Genomic DNA, 19,351 nt, shown 5'->3' with positions numbered 1-19,351 from the left:
CTAAACTCGTTCCACCACCATCGCGATGCCCTGGCCCACGCCGATGCACATCGTCGCCAGGCCGTAGCGTCCGCCGCGCCGGTGCAGTTCCTCGACCACGGTCAGCCCCAGCCGCGCGCCGCTCATGCCCAGCGGATGGCCCAGGGCGATCGCGCCGCCGTTGGGGTTCACGTGCTCGCCGTCGTCGGGCAGGCCCAGGTCGCGCAGCACCGCCAGGCCCTGGGCGGCGAAGGCCTCGTTCAGCTCGACCACGTCGATGTCGCCGATCGACAAGCCCAGGCGGGTCAGCAGCTTGCGCGTGGCCGGCACGGGGCCGATGCCCATGACGCGCGGCTCGACCCCGGCGGCGGCCACGCCCAGCACCCGGGCCCGGGGCGTCAATCCGTGCTGCTTCACCGCCGCCTCGGAGGCGACGATCAGGGCGGCGGCGCCGTCATTGACGCCCGAGGCGTTGCCGGCGGTGATCGTGCCGTTCGGCCGGACGATGGGCTTGAGGGCCGACAGCGCCTCGATCGTGGTGGCGCGCGGATGCTCGTCCCGGGACACCACCACCGGGTCGCCCTTGCGCTGGGGCAGGGTGACGGGGACGATCTCGGCGTCGAACCGGCCGCTGGCCTGGGCGGCCGCCGCGCGAGCCTGGCTGCGCAGGGCGAAGGCGTCCTGGTCCGCTCGCGTGACTTGCCAGTCGTCGGCGACGTTTTCGGCGGTCTCGGGCATGGCGTCGACGCCATAGGCGGCCCGCATGCGGGGATTGACGAACCGCCAGCCGATGGTGGTGTCGAAGATCTCGGCGCTGCGCGAGAAGGCGCTGTCGGCCTTGCCCATCACGAACGGCGCGCGGCTCATGCTCTCGACGCCGCCGGCGATCATCAACTGGGCCTCGCCGGCCTTGATGGCGCGGGCGGCGACGCCCAGGGCGTCCAGGCCCGAGCCGCACAGCCGGTTGACGGTCGAGCCCGAAGCGGTGGTCGGCAGGCCGGCCAGCAGGGCTCCCATGCGCGCCACGTTGCGGTTGTCCTCGCCGGCCTGGTTGGCGCAGCCCAGCACCACGTCGTCCAGCGCGCTCCAGTCGACGCCGCCGTTGCGGGCCATTAGGGCGGCCAGCGGGATCGCCGCCAGGTCGTCGGCCCGAACGCTCGCCAGCGCCCCGCCGTAGCGGCCGATCGGCGTGCGGATGGCGTCGCAGATGAAGGCGTCGGTCATGGGGTGGTCTCGCGAACAGATGTTTGACCCAACCTAGCCGCCCGTCGCGGACGATCAAGATGTCCTTGGCCGCTCCGTTTTACGGGAGAGGCGAAAGCGGGCTAGCCTCACGCCAAAGAGGGTGAAGCGCGATGCCGTTCGAGCCGGTGATCCGAGAGACCGACACGCCGTCGCTGGAGTCCTACCAGCAAGGCCTGGCGGTGCTGCGCGCCTTCACGGGCCAGCAGGTCGGGCCGCCCGACAACCACGACTTCGCCCTGCTGATCACCGCGCCGGGCGAGACGGCGGTGCTGGGCGGGCTGTGGGCGCAGTCGCGGTGGGGCGCGTTCTATATCGACATGATCGTGGTGCCCGAGGCTCTGCGCGGGACAGGCGTCGGAACTGACCTGATGACGCGCGCCGAGGCCGAGGCCCGGCGGCGCGGCTGCCACCTGATGTGGCTCGACACCTACGCCTTCCAGGCCCGGCCGTTCTACGAGCGGCTGGGGTTTGAGGTGTTCGCGACCATGGAAGGCCCGGCGCCGTTCTATCCGCGCTGGTTCATGCGCAAGGGGCTGGGGTGAGAGGTAGGCGTGGGGACACACACTCACTCCACGACCTTCGCCTGGACCGAACTGGTCCTGCCGTGAGTGTGTGTCCCCCGGATCGTCCCCGGTCTTACGCCGTCACATACCGGATCAGCGCCGCCATGTTCTCGATATACGCCCCCGTCGAGATGCCCACCTTCGGCACGTCGGCCAGGTAGGGCGAGGTGTCGGTGGGGTCGCCGACCCGGGTCTGGGAGAACTCGCCCGGGGTTACGGTGGTCGAGCCGTCGCCGATATAAGGGTTGCTGACCGCCTTCATCTCGGTGGGCCACCAGCCCTCGCTGTTGAGGCCGGCCATCAGGGCGGCGGCGTCGGCGGCGGTGGTCTTGCCGTCGGCGGCCTTCAGCGTGCCGATGTTGAGGTCCGACACCGAGATGTCGCCGGTGGTGAAATAGCGCGGCAGGGGCTTGGCGCCGCCCTTCAGGGGCGAGGCCTTGCTGACCACGTCGGGCGGGGTGGCCTTCAGCGTCGCATAGCGCTTGCGCAGCTTGTCGATGTTGACCGACCGGAACGACGAGTAGTGGACGATGGTGTTTTCCCAGTGCTTGTCGACGAAGTACTCGCCGTTGAACACGTTGGAGCCGCGGCGGTGCACGTAGAGCGGCTCGTTGGTGCCGATCTCGATGAAGGTGGGATAGCGCGGCTTGCCCGGGGCGATCTTGTCGTCGAGCTTCAGCGACGCCAGCCAGTCGATGCATTCGGGTATGCGGGCCAGGTATTTCGGGTCGCCCGTCAGCTCGTAGAAATCCATCAGGTTCTCGAGGTTGCCGGCGCTGGTGTGGCTGGCGAAGGCTTTCGGCTCATAGGTGCGGGCGCCGGCCGGCTTGAGGTCGGCCACCGTGTGCTGCAGGCCCCAGCCGGGTTGCGGCATCGGCTGCTGGGCGGCGACGAAGCAGTCCATGGCCCGGCGGATGGGCTCGAGCACCCGCTTTTCGCCCAGGGTCTGCCAGACCATGATCAGGAACTTGATGTTCTCGTCGGCCACGGAGTCGTTGAAGGTGATGTAGCCGGTGTAGTCGGCGTGGCCGTGGTTCTCGAAGCCGCCCGACAGCGGGAAGCGCTGGGGCCAGCCGCCGACCGGGTACTGGCTGTCGAGGACGAAGGCGATGGCCTTGTCGAGGGCCGGCTTGAAGGCCTTGTCCTTCTTTTCCAGGTAGAGCCGCAGCAGGAACTGGGCGCTCTCGGAGGTGCCTTCGTCGTCGAAGGTGGCGTTGCCGTAGTAGTGCTGGAATTCCTCGAGCCGCCAGCCGTTCTTGCCGATGGTGTCGTACCATTTCTTCAGCGAGGCCTCGCCGGCCAGGTCGCCCATGTAGCTCCAGCCACCGGCCGGGTGCTGGATCTTGATCAGGGCCGAGGCGGCCTTCTTGGCGGCCTCGTAGTAATAGAGATCGCCGGTGGCGTGGTAGGCGTCGAGGAACAGGTGGCCCATGGTCGCCGTGCCGGGCGGCTGCACCCAGATCATGGTCGGATAGGCTTCCATCTCGCCGAACCGGCGGGAGAAGTCGGGCAGGTAGCTCCAGACGTAGCCGCCTTCGTAGGCGGCCTTTTCGGCCATGAAGGTGGTGGCCTTCTTCATGGTGGCCAGCACCTGGTCCCTGGCCGGGGCGACGCCCTGGGCCAGGGCCTGCAGCGGAGCCAGGGCCGCGGCGGCGGCGAAGGTCGCGGTGGTGGTCGCCAGCAGGCGGCGACGGGTCAGCGGGCTCAGCGGCATGGCGGTCAAAACTCTCCCAGGGCCTGTCACGTCGAACCGCGACGCAAGGACGCGCCATGACCACCGGCGAGGGGGAGCGAGAGGGGCCTTCCACCCCCGCGATCCCTTGGCGTCCTCCCGGTCCGGTCGTGCCGAAACCCTTGTCGCCCGTTGGCCGGCGCGTTGTTGGCGCCAGTTATGATACCGGTGTCATGACTTGACCAGAGGCTTTTCGCATAGCGACGGTTGATGACGCCGCGTCACCTGCGACAGGGCGTCACCTTGTGCCGGAACGGGGGTTCGGCGAGAACAGCGCCACGTTCTTTGAGGCGACGCCGCCGCGCCCGTTTCGGCTGCGCGCGACGCCGTCCTGTTGGGGAACAGGACGACGGCTCCGGGGTCAGAAATGGCCTCGGGGCCGTTTTCATCTCTGGGACCGGTAACGGCATAAGGCGTTGTTTTTATGTGAAGTTACACCGTTCTGCGACCAGTGGTCACATGGTCCGACCCATTCATCCCTCGTAAATAATTTCCATGCCCAGCCAACTCGACCACCTGGACGAAGCCGAACGCCTCGAGCGCCAAGCCGAATGCGCCGAGAGCGATCACGCCCGCGAGGCCCTGCGCCGCATGGCCCAGACCTCGCGCCTGTCAGCGGCCGTGGTTGGCATGCTGGAAGCCAGCCGCGAAGAGCGCGCCGATTAGGCCGCCGGGCCGCCCCGGCGCCAAAAGCCCGTCCGAAATACACGCATCGCTTGAATTGTCGCCAGGGCGGGTGATCATGGAGCCGTGCGAGGAGACCCCGGTGGCGGACGAGGGATCTGACAGGGCGGTTCTGGAAGGCGCGGGCGCGTACTTCCTCAGCATCGTCGAGGCCAGCCGCGACTGTATCCGGGTGATCAGCGCCGAGGGCTTTGTCGAGTACATGAACGCCCAGGGCCAGGCGGTGTTCGAGATCGATGATTTCGAGGGTCGCAACCGCCTGAAATACTGGCCCGACATGTGGCCGGCCGAGAGCCGCCCCGCCGTCGAACACGCACTGCGCCGCGCGCTGATCGGGGAAGCGACCGCCTTCAGGGCCATCTGCCCCACGGCCAAGGGCGCCCTGCGCTGGTGGGACACCACGGTCTCGCCGATCCTCGACGAGGGACGGGTGACTCGGGTGCTGGCCACCTCGCGCGACGTCACCGGCGAGATGCGATCGGAGGCCCAACGCCAACTTCTGGTCAACGAGTTGAACCACCGGGTCAAGAACACCCTGGCCACCATCCAGTCGATCGCCAGCCAGTCGCTGCGCAACGCCGGCGTCGACCTGGCGGTGCGCGGCGCGTTCGAAGGACGGCTGATGGCCATCGCCGCCACCCACAACGTGCTGACCGACGAGAACTGGTCGGCCGCCAGCCTGCGCCAGATCATCGACGGCTCGGTGACGCCCTACCGCTCCAATCCCGGCCAGCTGACCATCACCGGCGATGACCTGCTGGTCTCGCCCAAGCCGGCGGTGGTCATGGCCCTGGCCTTCCACGAACTGGCGATCAACGCCCTGAAATACGGCGCCCTGTCGGTGGCGGCGGGCCACGTGGACATTCGCTGGTCGGTGGAGGGCGGCGACCGGCTGAACATCGAGTGGGTCGAGCGGGACGGTCCCACGGTCCGGCCGCCGGAGCGACGCGGGTTCGGCTCGCGGATCGTCGAACTGGCCTTGCCGGGAGAACTGGGCGGGCAGGTCGATGTCGACTACCGCGCCGAGGGGCTGCGCTGCAGCATCCGCTCGCCGCTGTCGGCCTTGGACCGGGTCGACGCCTTCATGCAATTGCCGGCGGAATAGAGTCCGTACTCAATTGGCCTGTCGAAATACTCTCAAGATATCAGCGCCCTAAATTTGGTTGTCATCCCGGAAGCCTCGCAGAGGCTGTCCGGGACCCAGGGGCCGGCGCACCGCGGTTGCCCTGGGTCCCGGCCTTTCGCTTCGCTACAGCCGGGATGACAACAAAAGGGGAGCGTCAATTGAGTTCGAGCCTAGGACGCGGCGCGTCCCGCCTTTGAATCGCCGCCCTCTCTTGATCCGTTGCCTCCGGTTCGTTTTGCGGGCTTGAGCGGCGCTGAGCCGAGGAGGCGCGGCGCATATGGTCCCCGAGGATGTGAAGGCCCGATTGGCCTCGGCCTGGATCGCCACGCGCGCCTTCGTGATCCGCCACCGGCTGCTGTTCGGGGCGGGGCTCGGGGGCTTGCTGGCGTTGGTCGCGCCGCTGGTCTGGCTGGGCTCCAGCCTGCCGATCTCTCGTGCCCTGGAACCGCTGCCCAGCCGGGCGATCATCCTGCTCGACAACCGGGGCCAGCCCTTCGCCCGGCGCGGCGCCTACAAGGAACCGCCGGTGGTGATCAAGGCGCTGCCCAAGCCTGTGCCGGCCGCTTTCCTGGCCATCGAGGACCGCCGTTTCTACCACCACCTGGGGATCGACCTGGTGGGGGTCACCCGCGCCTTCGTGGTCAACGCCAAGGCCGGCCACACCGTCCAGGGCGGCAGCACCATCACCCAGCAACTGGCCAAGAACGCCTTCCTCGCGCCCGAGCGCAGCCTGCGCCGCAAGGGCCAGGAGGCGATGATCGCCCTGTGGCTGGAACTGCGGCTGTCCAAGGACGAGATCCTGTCGCGCTACCTCTCCAGCATCTATTTCGGCGACGGCGTCTATGGTCTGGGCGCGGCGGCCCGGCACTATTTCGGCAAGCCGCCCGAACAGCTGACGATCGGCGAGGCGGCGATCCTGGCCGGGATCGTCAAGGCCCCGGTCGACCTCGACCCCGTCGATCACCCCGAGGCGGCGAGGCGGCGGGCCCGGCTGGTGCTGGACGCCATGGTCGACACCAAGGCCATCACGCCCGAACAGGCGCGCGAGGCCGGCCAGGTCAAGGTCCCCGTGGCCCGCGCCGCCCTGCCGGTGGGCGGCTATTTCGCTGACTGGATCTCGCCACGGGTCAAGTCGGCCTTCGACGGCGCGGCCTATGGCGAGGTCAAGGTTCCCACCACCCTGGACTCCCGCCTGCAGCGCCTGGCGGAGCGGGCCGTGGCGCGGGGCATGGCGTCGTCCGGGAAGGCTAGGGCCGGGCAGGTGGCCCTGGTGGCGATGCGGCCGGACGGCCGGGTGGTGGCGATGGTCGGCGGGCGAAACTACCGCCAGAGCCCGTTCAACCGCGCCGTCCAGGCCAAGCGCCAGCCCGGCAGCGCCTTCAAGCTGTTCGTCTATCTGGCCGCCCTGCGCGACGGGGCCGGCCCCGACAGCCTGGTGGTCGGCGCCCCGGTGACCATCGGCGGTTGGACGCCCAGCAACTACGAAGGCGGCGGCGGGCGCGACCTGACCCTGCGCGACGCCTTCGCCCAGTCCAACAACGTCATCGCCGCGCGGGTCTACCGGACGGCCGGTGGCCCAGCGGTGGTGAAGGCGGCGCGTGACCTGGGGATCACCTCGCCGCTGCGCGAGGACGACGCCACCCTGGCCCTGGGCACGGCCGAGACCAACCTGCTGGAGCTGACCGCCGCCTACGCCGCCGTGGCCTCGGGCAAGATGCCGATCCAGCCCTACGGCCGCCCGCGCGTCGCCGCGTCGACCCCGGCGGTCCTGGACCCCGGTCAGCGCGAGGCCCTGCTCGATATGCTGGGGGCGGTGGTTCAGGAGGGTACCGGCCGCGCCGCCCGCCTTTCCCAGCGCGCCTACGGCAAGACCGGCACCACCCAGGACTATCGCGACGCGGTGTTCGTCGGCTTCACCGGCGACCTGGTGGTCGGGGTCTGGGTCGGCAACGACGACCACTCACCGATGAGCCGCGTGGTCGGCGGCGACATCCCCGCTCGCATCTGGCGCGACGTCATGACCAGCGGCCTGAAGGCCGGCCTGATCGCCCGCGACAGTCCGCCGGTCCCGAGGGTCTCGCGCGGGGAGCCTCGCGACGAAGAGGAGGCGGTCGAGGCGGAGCCCCGTCCGCACCGTGTGCCGAAATGGCTGCGGCGGATCTTCGGGCTGTAGGCTCAAGGACGTGTGGACAGTCGAGATCGGGAAGCGCCGTGCGTCCTTCGAGGCCCTCCGCTGGAGGGCGCCTCAGGATGAGGAGCTCTGTGCTGCTTTCCTCATCCTGAGGTGCGTAGCGTAGCGAAGCCTCGAAGGACGCAGGGCGAAAGCCCAGGGCTGGGATCGAGCGCTCAAAGGTGGCCCACCGCTTGCTGCATCCAATCTGTCGCGACCCAGAATGGGACGCTTTTTCGACCGCGCTTCGGGGGAAGCGGCCGGCAAGCGCGGAGCGGCGGAGTCGGAAAGGCGCTAGGCATGAACCCGAAGAACATTCTCCTGATCGGAGCCGCGGCGATCACCTTCGCCGCCCTGGGCCCGGTCATGATCTCGACCGCGGCGGCGGACGGCTATCCCGCCCGCGTCGTGCCCGTCACCAAGGCCAAGCCGGCGCGCAAGCCGGCGGTCCGGGTGCGGGTCGTCGAACGCCCGGTCTATGTGGAAAAGATCGTCAAGCAGCCGGTCTATATCGAACACCGGGTCGAAGTGCCCGTCGATCGCCCGGTCTATGTCGACCGTCCGGTGGATCGGATTGTCGAGAAGCGGGTCGAGGTTCCGGTCGTCAAGATCGTCGAAAAGCCCGTCGATCGCCCCGTCTATGTCGATCGACCAGTGGACCGCATCGTCGAGAAGCGGGTGGAAGTCCCCGTCGACCGCATCGTGGAAAAGCGCGTCGAGGTGCCGGTGGTGCGCGTCGTCGATCGTCCGGTCGATCGCCCGGTCTATATCGATCGTCCTGTCGACCGCGTGGTCGAACGACGCGTGGAGGTTCCGGTCGACCGTCCCGTCTATGTCGATCGTCCGGTGGACCGGATCATCGAGAAGCGCGTGCCGGTCTATGTCGAGCGCCAGCCGCCGGTCGCCTATCGTCGCGGCTGCGACTGCGACGACGACCGCCGCGTCTACCAGGACCATGGTCGCGTCTACGGCGGCTCGGCCGTCGAACAGAGCGTCGAGAGCTCCGAGGAAAGCTACGAGTCCTACAGCGAACGCTATGACGGCGACGGCTGGAGCTCGCAGGGCAGCTATCTGGCCGGCGACGGCTACGCCCAGTCGCTCGACGGCTACTATTACGGCGGAACGACCGCCCGGTACGGCGTCGGCGGCGGCTGGAACGGCGGTCAATCCTACGGCGGCCAATCTCACGGGGGCCAATCTTACGGGGGCAGGTCCTACTATGGCGCGGGTGGTTATGGTCGGGCCTGGTCGGGCGCCGGGGCCAGCGCCGCATCCAGCGCGAGCTCTTCGACCAGCGTCACGGTGTCTGGCGGCGGCCGCTACGGTGGCGGAGGACATGGCGGCGGCTCGACCGGCGGCCACGGCGGCTGCTGCGGTCGCTAGCGCCGCCGAAACCAACGCCCACGGATCGAAACTGCGCCGTTCTGCATAGTCGAGACGGAGGAATCGGGGGTCTATGACGGCGGGGGATCACGCGCGGTGTCGGAACCGCCGGATCAGGAGCAGGCCATGGAATCGATCATGGTTGTCACCAAGCCGTTCGACTGGACGGTGGAGCGACAGGGGCAGACCCTGTCGCGACACTCGACCCAGGAGGCCGCCTACAAGGCCGCCCTCGACTACGCCAGCGCCTTGTTCGACGAGGGGATCCGAGCCCAGGTCTCGATCAAACCCGAACCCCGCAGCTTCGCGCGTTTCGCGGCGGAGTAGGGTCGTGGCTTGATGCGTCGTCCGCCCCGTGGCACAGCGCGGGGCGAGGAGTGACGCCCATGCAGATCGCGGTCCTGACCTTCGACGGTTTCAACGAGCTGGACTCGTTCATCGCCGCGGCGATCCTCAATCGCCTGAAACCCAAGGGCTGGAAGGCCCACATCACCGCGCCCACCGAGGAGGTGACCTCGATGAACGGCGTCACCGTGCGCCGCCAGCAGCCGCTGGCCTTCGCCGCCCAGGCCGACGCGGTGATCATCGGCAGCGGCGTGCGCACCCGCGAGGTCGCCGCCGACGCCGGCCTGCTGTCCCAGATCCGCCTCGACCCGTCGCGCCAGCTGATCGCCGCCCAGTGCTCGGGCACGCTGATCCTGGCCAAGCTGGGCCTGATCGACGGCGTCCCGGCCTGCACCGACCTGACGACCAAGCCCTGGGTGGTCGAGGCCGGCGTCGAGGTCCTCGACGCGCCGTTCTTCGCCCGGGGCAACGTGGCGACGGCCGGCGGCTGCCTGGCCTCGCAATACCTCGCCGCCTGGATGATCCTGCGCGGCGCCGGCCGGGCGGAGGCCGAGGCGGCGATCCACTATGTGGCGCCGGTGGGAGAGAAGGAGATCTATGTCTCGCGGGCGATCAGCGTGGTGTCGCCATTCGTGGCGCGAGAGGCCGCCTAGCCAGGCCCTCGCCACGAGCGCGCGGGCGCGTAACTTCGAAGCCATCCCAGCGTCGGTTTTTCGGACGGGCGTCAATGTCCGCTTTCGACCCTGAGCGGACGTTCCTGATCCCTCTCTCTTAGAGAGAGGGGGTCCGTGTGCGCGGCCTTCATCTGAAGCGGGCGCTTCAGACGTCTACCTTCCACCCCTTGCTGACATTCGAAAATGCCGCTTGGATCACCCCTCCGCCAGGCACACCTCCACGCACCGCCGCGCCAATGCCTCGGTGGCGTCGATGAACGGCACGGCCAGGTCGGCCGCGCTCATCACCAGGGGAACCTCGGTACAGCCGGCCACCACCACCTGCGCCCCCTTGCCGACCAGGCGGTGGGCCAGGGCCGCCATGGTCTCGCGCGAGGCCGGGCCCAGGTCGCCGTGCTTGATGCGGTAGAGCAGGGCCATGAACTCGACCTGCTCGTGGTCGTCCAGGGTGACCGCCTCGATGGCCTGGTGCGAGAAGGTCCGGCGATAGAGGACCAGGGCCCCGCCGGTGCCCAGCACGCCGACGCGCTGGGCGCCCAGGGCTTCGGCGGCCAGGCCGGCGGTCTCGATCAGGTCCACCAGCGGCAGGCCGCTGGCCTTGACCGCATCGGCATAGGCATGGGCGGTGTTGCAGGCGATGGCCAGGACCTGGGCCCCGGCGTCGCGCAGGCCCACGGCCATGGCCGCCAGCACCGGACCGGCGGCGTCGTAACTGTTGTTGCGGTCGGGGACCTTGGGGTTGATGTCGACCAGCACCCGCAGATGGTCCTGCTCGCGGGTCACCGGGGTGGCGGCCTGCAGCTTGGCCAGGAAGTCGAGGGTGGCGGCCGGGCCCATGCCGCCGAGGACGCCGAGGGTTTTTGACATCAGTTCCACCTCTTCCAAATGTCATCCCGGGCGCAGCGTAGCGAAGACCCGGGACCGCCCCAAACGCATGCGCTTTCGGCGGTCCCGGATCGGCGCGCTACGCGCTTGTCCGGGATGACACCAATTTGGTGCGTCGCCCCTGTCTAAACCAGCGCCGCTTCCATTTCGCTCTGGTACCCGAACAGCCCCTGCGCGCCGCCGGTGTGCAGGAACACCACCCGTTCGCCCTTGAACGCGCCCTTGCGGGCCTGGTCGATCAGGCCCTTCATCGCCTTGCCCGAATAGACTGGGTCCAGCAGCAGGCCCTCGGTGCGGGCCGCCAGGGTCAGGGCGTCGATCACCCCCTGGTCGACCAGGCCGTAGCCCGCGCCGACATAGTCGCAGTCGGCGACCACCATCTCGCGGGTCACGCGGCCCGCCGCGCCGACGACCTCGGCGGTGGCCAGCGCCAGGTTGAAGACGTTTTCCTCCTGCTTGGCCTTGGGCGCGCGGACGCCGAAGCCGAGGATCGGGATGTCGACGCTGAGCGCCGCGAAGCCGGCCACCAGGCCGGCGTGGGTGCCGGCGCTGCCGGTGGCGGTGACCAGGCGGTCGATCTTCAGGTCGCGTTCGTCGGCCTGGACCACCAGTTCGCGGGCACAGTCCACATAGCCCAGGGCCCCGACCGTGTTCGAACCGCCGCCGGGGATCACATAGGGCTTGCCGCCGCGCTGGCGCACCGCTTGCGCGCTGCTTTCCAGCTCAGCGACCATATCGGTCCCGCCGGGCACGAAGCGGATCGAAGCGCCCATCAGCCGGTCGAGCAGCACATTGCCGTTGCCCGTGTAGTCGGACGCCTTGGAACCGGTGCGCTCCTCCAGGATGATCTCGCTCTTCAGGCCGAAACGGGCTCCGGCGGCGATGGTCTGGCGCACGTGGTTGGACTGCACCGCACCCTGGGTCACCAGGGTGTCGCAGCCTTGGGCCAAGGCCTCGCCGAGCAGGAATTCCAGCTTGCGGGTCTTGTTGCCGCCGCCGGCCAGGCCGGTGCAGTCGTCGCGCTTGACCCACAGGTCGATCCCGAGCTCCGCGCCCAGGCGGGGCAGGGGCTCCAGCGGCGTGGGCAGGTGGGCGAAGCGGGCGCGGGGGAAGCGGGCCAGATGCATGCGGGTGTCTCTCACACTCTGAAGAACTGAAGAGCCGGCGATCGTCGATCCCCTACAGCCTAGCGCATGGCCGTGCTATGCTGCCGCCCACAAAAGCACGACCCGGCGCGGCTTCCGCGCGACTGCTCCCATTGTTTCGGCAAGGAGGGGGTTTCGGCAAGAAGGGGGTTTCGGCAAGAAGGGGCGCGCGCTTCTCGCCAGAAGGCCGCGCCCGATATGGGAGAAACGCATGGCTTGGCTTCAATCCGCCCCGTGGACCGCCGGCCTCGCCGCGACCGTCCTGCTGTGCGCCGGGGCGGCCAGCGCCTCGACCCTGGTGATCGGCGGCGGCGCGGCCAAGGACTGCTCGATCGCCGCGATCAACGGCCGCTCGGACCGGGCCTCGGTGACGACCTGCACCCTGGCCCTGGAGACCGAGACCCTGAGCTTTCGCGACCGCGCCCGCACCTACGTCAACCGCGGCGTGCTGCAGATGCGCCAGCGCGACTATGTCCGGGCGGTCAGTGACTTCGACGCCGCGTCCGAGATCGATCCGAACCTGGGCGAGGCCTTCGTCAATCGCGGCGCGGCCTATGTCGGCACACAGCGTTACGGCGAGGGTCTGACCCAGATCGACCTGGGCCTGGCCCTGGGCGTCAAGGACCCGCAAAAGGCCTTCTACAACCGCGCCATCGCCCATGAGAACCTGGGCGACGTGACGGCCGCCTATCGCGACTACACCAAGGCCGCCGAACTGGATCCCGACTGGGATGCGCCGAAAAAGGAGCTGACGCGTTTTACCGTCAAGCGGCCCTGAAACCGACGCACGGAATGCGCTAGGCTCGGGGCCCGGGAGACTCGGAGTGCGCGTCATGCCCACGGCTCGACTTTGGATGACGACGGCCATCGGCGCCGCCTTGGCGACGTTGGCTATTGGCCCGCCGGCGCTGGCCCAGGTCGACCTGAGGGTCCTGCGGCAACAGGACGAGATCCGGCAACAGCAGGAAATCTCCCGCCAGAGCCTCCTGGCCGCCCAGCGCGAGGCCTCGGCCGCCCAGAACCGCTACAACACCCAACTGACCCTGCGCGCGCTGGATTCCGCCGCCAACCCGCCAACCAAGCCGACCCTGCGGCCCGCCTTGCCGGTCGTTCCGCCACGCGGGCCGGACGCCGCCGACCTCGCCGCCGACGCCGCCCGCATCGACGCGCTGACCGATCAGCGCCTGGCCGAGAGCAACGCCCGCCTGCGCGCCATCACGCCGGCATACTAGTTCCTTGTTTCAACGCATTGTCTTCACGCGAACCGGCGCCCGCTTCGCTCGAAAATGCTCTAGCCTGATCAGAACAAACCGGAGAACGATCACATGGAATGGGGTGGGGGACGCCGTTCAGGCAATATCGAGGACCGGCGCCGTCTGGGGCCGGTCGGGGTGGCTGGCGGCGGCATCGGCGCGGTCGTGCTGGCCGTGATCGGCTATTTCGTGTTCGGGGTCGATCCGCAGACCACGATGAACGCGGTCCAGGGCACGCAGCAGCCCACCGCCCAGGAAGGTTCGCGCGGCCAGGTCGCCGACACCGAGGGCCAGTTCATCGACGTGATCGAGACCTCCAACGCCGACGTCTGGGGCCCGGTCCTGGCCAAGCACGGCATCCGCTATACGCCGCCGACCTCCGTGGTGCTCTACACTCAGGCGACCGGCACTGGTTGCGGCACGGGCCAGTCAGCCATGGGGCCGTTCTACTGCCCGGCCGACCACAAGGTCTATCTGGACACCAGTTTCTGGAACGAGCTGGAAACCCGCTTCGGGGCCAAGGGCGAGTTCGCCCGGGCCTATGTGATCAGCCATGAGATCGGCCATCACATCCAGACCCTGACCGGCGCTTCCGATCAGGCCCAGCGGATGGGCGCGCGCGGGGCGACCAGCGGCTCGGTGCGACTGGAGCTGCAGGCCGACTGCTATGCCGGCGTCTGGGCCCGGCACGCGCCGGAGGCTTCGGGCGACGGCATCGCCATCACCCGGGCCGACATCGAGGATGGCCTGGGCGCGGCGGCGGCGGTCGGCGACGACGCCATCCAGGAACAGAGCCAGGGCCGGGTCATGCCCGACAGCTTCACCCATGGCAGCAGCGCCCAGCGCATGCGGTGGTTCGGCAAGGGCTACGACGCCGGCGACCCGGGGGCGTGCGACACGTTCGCGGCGCGGACGCTGTAGGAGCCGAACGGATCAGGCCGGAAGGCGGGCGCCGACATAGTCGGCGGCGTTCACCGCCAGGGGGTGGCCGCGATTGCACAGCACGGCGGTGACGTAGCCGGAGCGCGGATAGATCGCCAGGTCGCTGTTCACCCCGGGCGCGCCGCCGCCGTGGCCGTAGCAGGGCTCGCCGTTGCGGCTCTGGACCCTGAAGCCGAGGGCCCAACGCGAGGTTCCGCTCGCATCGACCCGCCCCGTGGTGAGCAGCGTGGTGTGTTCGGCGTCGAGCAGGCGGCGGCCGCGCAGGGCGTCGGCGAAGGCGCGCAGGTCTTCCACCGTGGAATAGCCGCCTCCCGCCGGCAGGCCGGCATAGGGGGGCAGCGCCTTCAGGCCCGTGCGCGCGCTGCCTGAGTAGGGCCGGGCGGTCCGGCCATCCTCGAACCTCGGGCCGGTCGCCGTCATGCCGGCCAGGCGGAACACATGCTCCGCGCAATAGTCGTCATAGGCCTGGCCGGTCGCCCGTTCGAGGATCGCGCCGAGCAGCACGAACCCGTAGTTGCTGTAGCCGAACTTCGAACCGGGCTCGAACGCCGGCTCGCGCGGGCCATACAGCCGCACATAGTCGGCCAGGGTGTTCAACTCGGCCTGGTGGGCCTCGTAGAAAGGACCGAAGATGTCGCCCGTGCCGCCGGTGTGGGTCAGCAGGTGCTCGATCGTCAGGCGCTTGGCCAGGGCCGCGTTCGGATAGTCCGGCAGATGGGCGGCGACCGGATCGGCCAGGCGGATGCGCCCGGCCTGGATCTGCTGAACGACGCCGACGGCGGTGAACATCTTGCCCATCGAGCCGACACAGAACCGCGTGGCCGGCGTCGCCGGCAGGGTCTTGGCGCGGTCGGCCAGGCCATAGGCCTCGCGCAGGGGCGTCCGCGCGCCCTTGGCGACCAGCACCGCGCCGGAGAAGCGGTCCGCCTGGGCCTCGGCCCGCAGTTTCCCGTCCAAGGCGCCGATGGCCTCGGCTTCGCCGCCGCGGGCGACCTTGAAGTCTTCCGGGACCGGCGCGCCGGCGAAGTTGAGGTCGGCGATCTGGCCCGCGGGTCCGACCGTGAGCATGACGCGCGAGAACCGGTCCCAGTCGCGGTCCTTGACCCACACGGTCAGTTCGCCGGGCGCGGTCAGGCTGGCGCGCAACACCTCCAAGCCGCCCGACGCCTCCCGCGTGGCCAGGTCGTCATCGATATAGGGAACCAGGTCGGGCACGTGCGCCTGGACGAAGGCGCGATAGGCCGACGGATCCTGGGCGTTGAAGGCGGTCAGCCACTGCCGAAACCACACCTTGGCCGGCTCGGACCCCGCCAGGTCGGCCACGGGATCGGCGGCCCAGCTCCCGCCCGCCCAGGCGCCGCCGGCCGCCAGCACCGAGACGGCCACGAAGTCGCGTCTGTTCATCCGCCCAGATCCTCGCTATGGGAACGGCGGAAGAAATGTAAGCCCTTACGGATATTGTCAATGGCCGAGCTCGCGCCGCCGGATTTCCGCCTCTACACCAGCCGGTCCGGCCCCGCCGCCATCGGCGGGCGGCTGCGGCGTCTGTCCGAACGGATCGACCGCGACGCCGGCAAGCTCTATGCCGAGCTCGGCGTGCGTTTCGAGCAGCGCTGGTTTGGCGTGTTCAACCTGCTGGACCTTCATGGCCCGCTGCCGGTCGGCGAATTGGCCGCCGCCTTGGGGGTCAGCCACGTCTCGGTGAGCCAGGTGCGCCAGGCCCTGGCCGACGCCGGCTTGATCACCTGGGAGCGCGACGCCCGGGACGGCCGCAGCCGCGTCCTGCGGCTCACCGGCGAAGGGGCCGAGCTGGCCGCGCGGCTGGCCCCGGTCTGGCGCGCCCTGGCGGCGGCGGCGGTGGACCTGAACGCCGAGGCCGACGACGCCCTGGCCGGCCTCGAACGACTGGAGACCGCCCTGGACCGGGCCTCGATCCTCGAGCGCGCCAAACGCCTTCTGGAATGACGGTGACGCCCGCACCCTTGACCCGCACGTCAGTCGGCCTAGTGTCCCCCAGTTCACCGGGGGGCCGCTTCGCGCGGCTGAGATTGGGCCTTAGCCCTGACCCGTCGAACCTGATCCGGGTCATGCCGGCGAAGGGAGGGAACGCGGACCGGGCCCGAAAACCCTTTCCGTAGACCGACTTAGCACGACACGTCCGGGTCTCCTTAACGCTTGAGGAGCGCCCGAAATGAACGTTCAACTGCCCATCAAAGACGCCATCGGCGCCATCCCGACCGGCGAACGCCCCGGCAGCCACAAGGTCTACCAGGCCGGCTCGCTGTTCCCCGACATCCGGGTGCCGTTCCGCGAGGTCGCGGTCCACCCCAGCGCCAACGAGCCGCCGGTCACCATCTACGACCCGTCGGGCCCCTATACCGACCCGCACGCCAAGATCGATATCGAGCAGGGCCTGGAGCGCTCGCGCGAGCCGTGGATCATCGCCCGCGGCGACTGCGAGCTGGTGGCCAATCCCCGCGAGGTCAAGCCCGAGGACAACGGCTTCGCCCAGGGCAAGCACCTGGCCCCGCAATTCACCGCCAAGCGCCCGATCTTCAAGGGAACCCAGGGCAAGCTGGTCACCCAGCTGGAATATGCCCGGGCCGGGATCATTACCGCCGAGATGGAATATGTCGCCATCCGCGAGAACCTGCGCCGCGAGCAGGACCGCCCGTGCGTCCGCGACGGCGAGGACTTCGGCGCTTCGATCCCCGACTTCGTGACCCCCGAGTTCGTCCGCCAGGAAGTGGCCCGCGGCCGAGCCATCATTCCGGCCAACATCAACCACGGCGAGTTGGAGCCGATGGCGATCGGCCGCAACTTCCTGGTCAAGATCAACGCCAACATCGGCAATTCGGCGGTGCTCTCCACCGTCGCCGATGAGGTCGACAAGCTGGTCTGGGCCACGCGCTGGGGCGCCGACACGGTCATGGACCTGTCGACCGGCCGCAACATCCACAATATCCGCGACTGGATCATCCGCAACAGCCCGGTGCCGATCGGCACGGTGCCGATCTACCAGGCGCTGGAGAAGGTCAACGGCGTGGCCGAGGACCTCAACTGGGAGGTCTTCCGCGACACCCTGATCGAGCAGGCCGAGCAGGGGGTGGACTATTTCACCATCCATGCCGGCGTCCGTCTCCCGTTCATCCCTCTTACGGCGAAACGCGTGACGGGCATCGTCTCGCGCGGCGGCTCGATCATGGCCAAGTGGTGCCTGGCGCACCACAAGGAGAACTTCCTCTACGAGCGGTTCGAAGAGATCTGCGAGATCATGCGCGCCTACGACGTGTCGTTCTCGCTGGGCGACGGCCTGCGTCCCGGCTCGACCGCCGACGCCAATGACGAGGCCCAGTTCGCCGAACTGCGCACCCTGGGCGAACTGACCAAGGTGGCCTGGAAGCACGGCGTGCAGGTGATGATCGAAGGGCCGGGCCACGTGGCCATGCACAAGATCAAGGCCAACATGGACGAGCAGCTCAAGCACTGCCACGAGGCCCCCTTCTACACGCTCGGCCCGTTGACCACCGACATCGCCCCTGGCTACGACCACATCACCTCGGCGATCGGGGCGGCGATGATCGGCTGGTTCGGCACGGCCATGCTTTGCTACGTGACGCCCAAGGAGCACCTGGGCTTGCCCGACCGCGACGACGTCAAGACCGGCGTCATCACCTACAAGCTGGCCGCTCACGCCGCCGACCTGGCCAAGGGTCACCCCGGCGCGGCCATGTGGGACGACGCCATCAGCCGGGCGCGGTTCGAGTTCCGCTGGGAGGACCAGTTCAACCTCGGCCTCGACCCCGAGACCGCCCGGGCCTTCCACGACGAGACCCTGCCCAAGGAAGCCCACAAGACCGCCCACTTCTGCTCGATGTGCGGGCCCAAGTTCTGCTCGATGAAGATCAGCCAGGAAGTCCGCGAGTTCGCGGCCGGCATGGCCCCCAACTCCATCGAGGAGGGCATGGCGGCGATGAGCGACAAGTTCCGCGAGCAGGGGTCGGAGATCTATCTGAAGACGGAGGGCTGAGCGTGGTGGCGCTGATCCTGGCGGTCGTGGCGGCGCAAGCCGCCCCGGCCGCCGCCGCCGATCCCCTGGCCCCGGCGCGCGCGGGGCTGTTGCAGTGCTATGCGCCCAACCCCTCGGCCAAGACCTGCCAGTCCATCGCCGGCTACGTCTTCAAGACCGACGGAACCATCATCAACACGGCCGAAGTGCTTGTCGCGCCTTCACCGCTGGTGACGATGAAGACCGCGGAGCCGGTGACGGTAAAGTCGGACGCGGTGTGTGGCGCGCTCTCGGATCTCGACGACGCCGAAGTCTTCGTGGAGGGGCGGCCGGCCGATCCAGCCGTGTCCGCCAAGGTGCGCGAGCAACTCCTGGCGGCCATGGCCCCCATGCTCGGCAAGGAGATCTGCAGCTTCTATATGCAGGGTAATGGCGCGCTGGCGGTTTCAGCCACGCTTGATGGGCGGTCCGTGCCGGAAATGGCGACCACGGTGCTCTGGATCGCGCCGACCGACGGATACGTCGTCCGGCCCTGACCCGCGTCAGGCCCGGCTGCCGCGCGCCGACCGATAAATCACCGACCCGATGTCGGAACGTCCGTCGCTCCAGCGTCCTTGTTTCGTCACAGCGAAAAGGAGGACGCCATGTCCTATGTCGATGGTTTCGTGCTCGCGGTCCCCAAGGCCAATATCGACGCCTACAAGAAGATGGCCCAGCTGGGCGGGTCGGTCTGGATGGAGTACGGCGCGCTGTCCTACGTCGAGTGCCTCGGCGACGACGTGCCCTATGGCGAGCTCACCTCGTTTCCGCGCGCGGTGCAGGCCACCGACGACGAGATCGTGGTGTTCTCGTGGATCACCTACAAGGACAAGGCCTCGCGCGACGAGATCATGGCCAAGGTGATGGCCGACGAGCGCCTGAAGGACAGCATGGCCAACATGCCGTTCGATGCCAAGCGGATGATCTTCGGCGGCTTCGAGGCGTTCCTGGAGCTGTAGGGACCGCTATCGGCGCAGACGTGAACCCTCTCCCAGAGGGAGAGGGAGGGGCCCACGCCGCAGGCGTGGGAGGGCGAGGGGTTACGCTGTTGAAGATCCGGGCAGGGCTTGGGGGATAGGCGGTTGACGCCTTACCCCCTCACCCTCCCACCGCTGCGCGGCGGGCCCCTCCCTCTCCCCATGGGAGAGGGATTTCGCGGGCGTCCCGTCTCCTTGAC

19 protein-coding genes and 1 riboswitch are annotated in these 19,351 nt (G+C 68.9%); of the genes, 14 read left to right on the top strand and 5 right to left on the bottom strand.

The window, feature by feature from the left end; all coding sequences use genetic code 11:
• A complete protein-coding gene (gene pcaF, locus ASD79_RS16535; RefSeq protein ID WP_056723548.1) occupies nt 1-1,203 on the bottom strand; it encodes a 3-oxoadipyl-CoA thiolase in 1,203 nt (400 codons plus the stop codon).
• Between the two features lie 131 nt (nt 1,204-1,334).
• On the opposite strand from pcaF, the gene ASD79_RS16530 reads away from it, so the two are divergent.
• The gene (locus tag ASD79_RS16530) at nt 1,335-1,766 is read left to right on the top strand and encodes an N-acetyltransferase (protein WP_056723546.1); all 432 of its coding nucleotides are present in this window, start codon (nt 1,335-1,337) and stop codon (nt 1,764-1,766) included.
• 94 nt (nt 1,767-1,860) lie between these two features.
• Here ASD79_RS16530 and ASD79_RS16525 read toward each other — a convergent pair whose 3' ends face one another.
• Nucleotides 1,861-3,501, bottom strand: a complete 1,641-nt coding sequence (locus ASD79_RS16525; protein WP_056723544.1) for a pectate lyase — start codon at nt 3,499-3,501, stop codon at nt 1,861-1,863.
• Nucleotides 3,502-4,014: 513 nt separating this feature from the next.
• On the opposite strand from ASD79_RS16525, the gene ASD79_RS24715 reads away from it, so the two are divergent.
• The 6 genes from ASD79_RS24715 (at nt 4,015) to ASD79_RS16500 (ending at nt 9,880) form a co-directional block, all read left to right on the top strand.
• Nucleotides 4,015-4,185: a hypothetical protein gene (locus tag ASD79_RS24715; RefSeq protein ID WP_200952319.1), complete on the top strand. Its 171-nt coding sequence runs from the start codon at nt 4,015-4,017 to the stop codon at nt 4,183-4,185.
• 100 nt (nt 4,186-4,285) lie between these two features.
• Entirely contained in the window at nt 4,286-5,308 is a 1,023-nt protein-coding gene (locus ASD79_RS16520; RefSeq protein WP_056724085.1) for a sensor histidine kinase, read from the top strand.
• A 298-nt stretch (nt 5,309-5,606) separates the two neighbouring features.
• Entirely contained in the window at nt 5,607-7,502 is a 1,896-nt protein-coding gene (locus tag ASD79_RS16515) for a transglycosylase domain-containing protein (protein WP_056723543.1), read from the top strand.
• A gap of 297 nt (nt 7,503-7,799) precedes the next feature.
• Entirely contained in the window at nt 7,800-8,882 is a 1,083-nt protein-coding gene (locus ASD79_RS16510; RefSeq protein WP_056723541.1) for an IMCp domain-containing protein, read from the top strand.
• A gap of 126 nt (nt 8,883-9,008) precedes the next feature.
• Nucleotides 9,009-9,209: a hypothetical protein gene (locus ASD79_RS16505; RefSeq protein WP_056723538.1), complete on the top strand. Its 201-nt coding sequence runs from the start codon at nt 9,009-9,011 to the stop codon at nt 9,207-9,209.
• A gap of 59 nt (nt 9,210-9,268) precedes the next feature.
• On the top strand, nt 9,269-9,880 hold the full coding sequence (locus tag ASD79_RS16500) for a DJ-1/PfpI family protein (RefSeq protein ID WP_056723536.1): 612 nt from the start codon (nt 9,269-9,271) through the stop codon (nt 9,878-9,880).
• 216 nt (nt 9,881-10,096) lie between these two features.
• Here ASD79_RS16500 and ASD79_RS16495 read toward each other — a convergent pair whose 3' ends face one another.
• Nucleotides 10,097-10,768, bottom strand: coding sequence for an aspartate/glutamate racemase family protein (locus ASD79_RS16495; protein ID WP_056724083.1), 672 nt, complete (start codon nt 10,766-10,768; stop codon nt 10,097-10,099).
• Between the two features lie 143 nt (nt 10,769-10,911).
• Complete coding sequence (locus ASD79_RS16490; RefSeq protein WP_056723534.1) at nt 10,912-11,913, bottom strand: D-cysteine desulfhydrase; 1,002 nt, start codon at nt 11,911-11,913, stop codon at nt 10,912-10,914.
• Nucleotides 11,914-12,142: 229 nt separating this feature from the next.
• On the opposite strand from ASD79_RS16490, the gene ASD79_RS16485 reads away from it, so the two are divergent.
• The 3 genes from ASD79_RS16485 (at nt 12,143) to ASD79_RS16475 (ending at nt 14,105) form a co-directional block, all read left to right on the top strand.
• Nucleotides 12,143-12,709, top strand: a complete 567-nt coding sequence (locus tag ASD79_RS16485; protein ID WP_056723532.1) for a tetratricopeptide repeat protein — start codon at nt 12,143-12,145, stop codon at nt 12,707-12,709.
• 55 nt (nt 12,710-12,764) lie between these two features.
• Nucleotides 12,765-13,163 carry a hypothetical protein gene (locus ASD79_RS16480; protein ID WP_056724080.1) on the top strand — a complete coding sequence of 133 codons (399 nt, stop codon included), beginning with the start codon at nt 12,765-12,767 and terminating at the stop codon, nt 13,161-13,163.
• A 93-nt stretch (nt 13,164-13,256) separates the two neighbouring features.
• On the top strand, nt 13,257-14,105 hold the full coding sequence (locus tag ASD79_RS16475; RefSeq protein ID WP_056723530.1) for a neutral zinc metallopeptidase: 849 nt from the start codon (nt 13,257-13,259) through the stop codon (nt 14,103-14,105).
• A 12-nt stretch (nt 14,106-14,117) separates the two neighbouring features.
• Here the strand turns inward: ASD79_RS16475 and ASD79_RS16470 are convergent, their stop codons facing one another.
• Nucleotides 14,118-15,530 carry a serine hydrolase gene (locus tag ASD79_RS16470; RefSeq protein ID WP_056723528.1) on the bottom strand — a complete coding sequence of 471 codons (1,413 nt, stop codon included), beginning with the start codon at nt 15,528-15,530 and terminating at the stop codon, nt 14,118-14,120.
• Nucleotides 15,531-15,590: 60 nt separating this feature from the next.
• Here ASD79_RS16470 and ASD79_RS16465 point away from each other — a divergent pair, with 60 nt between their 5' ends.
• The 4 genes from ASD79_RS16465 to ASD79_RS16450 all read left to right on the top strand — a co-directional run bounded on the left by ASD79_RS16465 (nt 15,591) and on the right by ASD79_RS16450 (nt 19,133).
• The gene (locus tag ASD79_RS16465) at nt 15,591-16,091 is read left to right on the top strand and encodes a MarR family winged helix-turn-helix transcriptional regulator (protein WP_056723527.1); all 501 of its coding nucleotides are present in this window, start codon (nt 15,591-15,593) and stop codon (nt 16,089-16,091) included.
• 47 nt (nt 16,092-16,138) lie between these two features.
• Nucleotides 16,139-16,245, top strand: a riboswitch (TPP riboswitch).
• A 72-nt stretch (nt 16,246-16,317) separates the two neighbouring features.
• Entirely contained in the window at nt 16,318-18,156 is a 1,839-nt protein-coding gene (thiC, locus tag ASD79_RS16460) for a phosphomethylpyrimidine synthase ThiC (RefSeq protein WP_056723525.1), read from the top strand.
• Between the two features lie 2 nt (nt 18,157-18,158).
• On the top strand, nt 18,159-18,671 hold the full coding sequence (locus ASD79_RS16455) for a hypothetical protein (protein WP_056723523.1): 513 nt from the start codon (nt 18,159-18,161) through the stop codon (nt 18,669-18,671).
• Between the two features lie 108 nt (nt 18,672-18,779).
• Nucleotides 18,780-19,133, top strand: a complete 354-nt coding sequence (locus tag ASD79_RS16450; RefSeq protein WP_056723520.1) for a DUF1428 domain-containing protein — start codon at nt 18,780-18,782, stop codon at nt 19,131-19,133.
• Nucleotides 19,134-19,351: the final 218 nt, after the last annotated feature.

This window comes from Caulobacter sp. Root655 (genome assembly GCF_001427665.1).
Classification (GTDB): Bacteria; Pseudomonadota; Alphaproteobacteria; order Caulobacterales; family Caulobacteraceae; genus Caulobacter.
The sequence above is the reverse complement of the archived record's forward strand: the minus strand, read 5'-3'. Positions and strand labels throughout refer to the sequence as shown.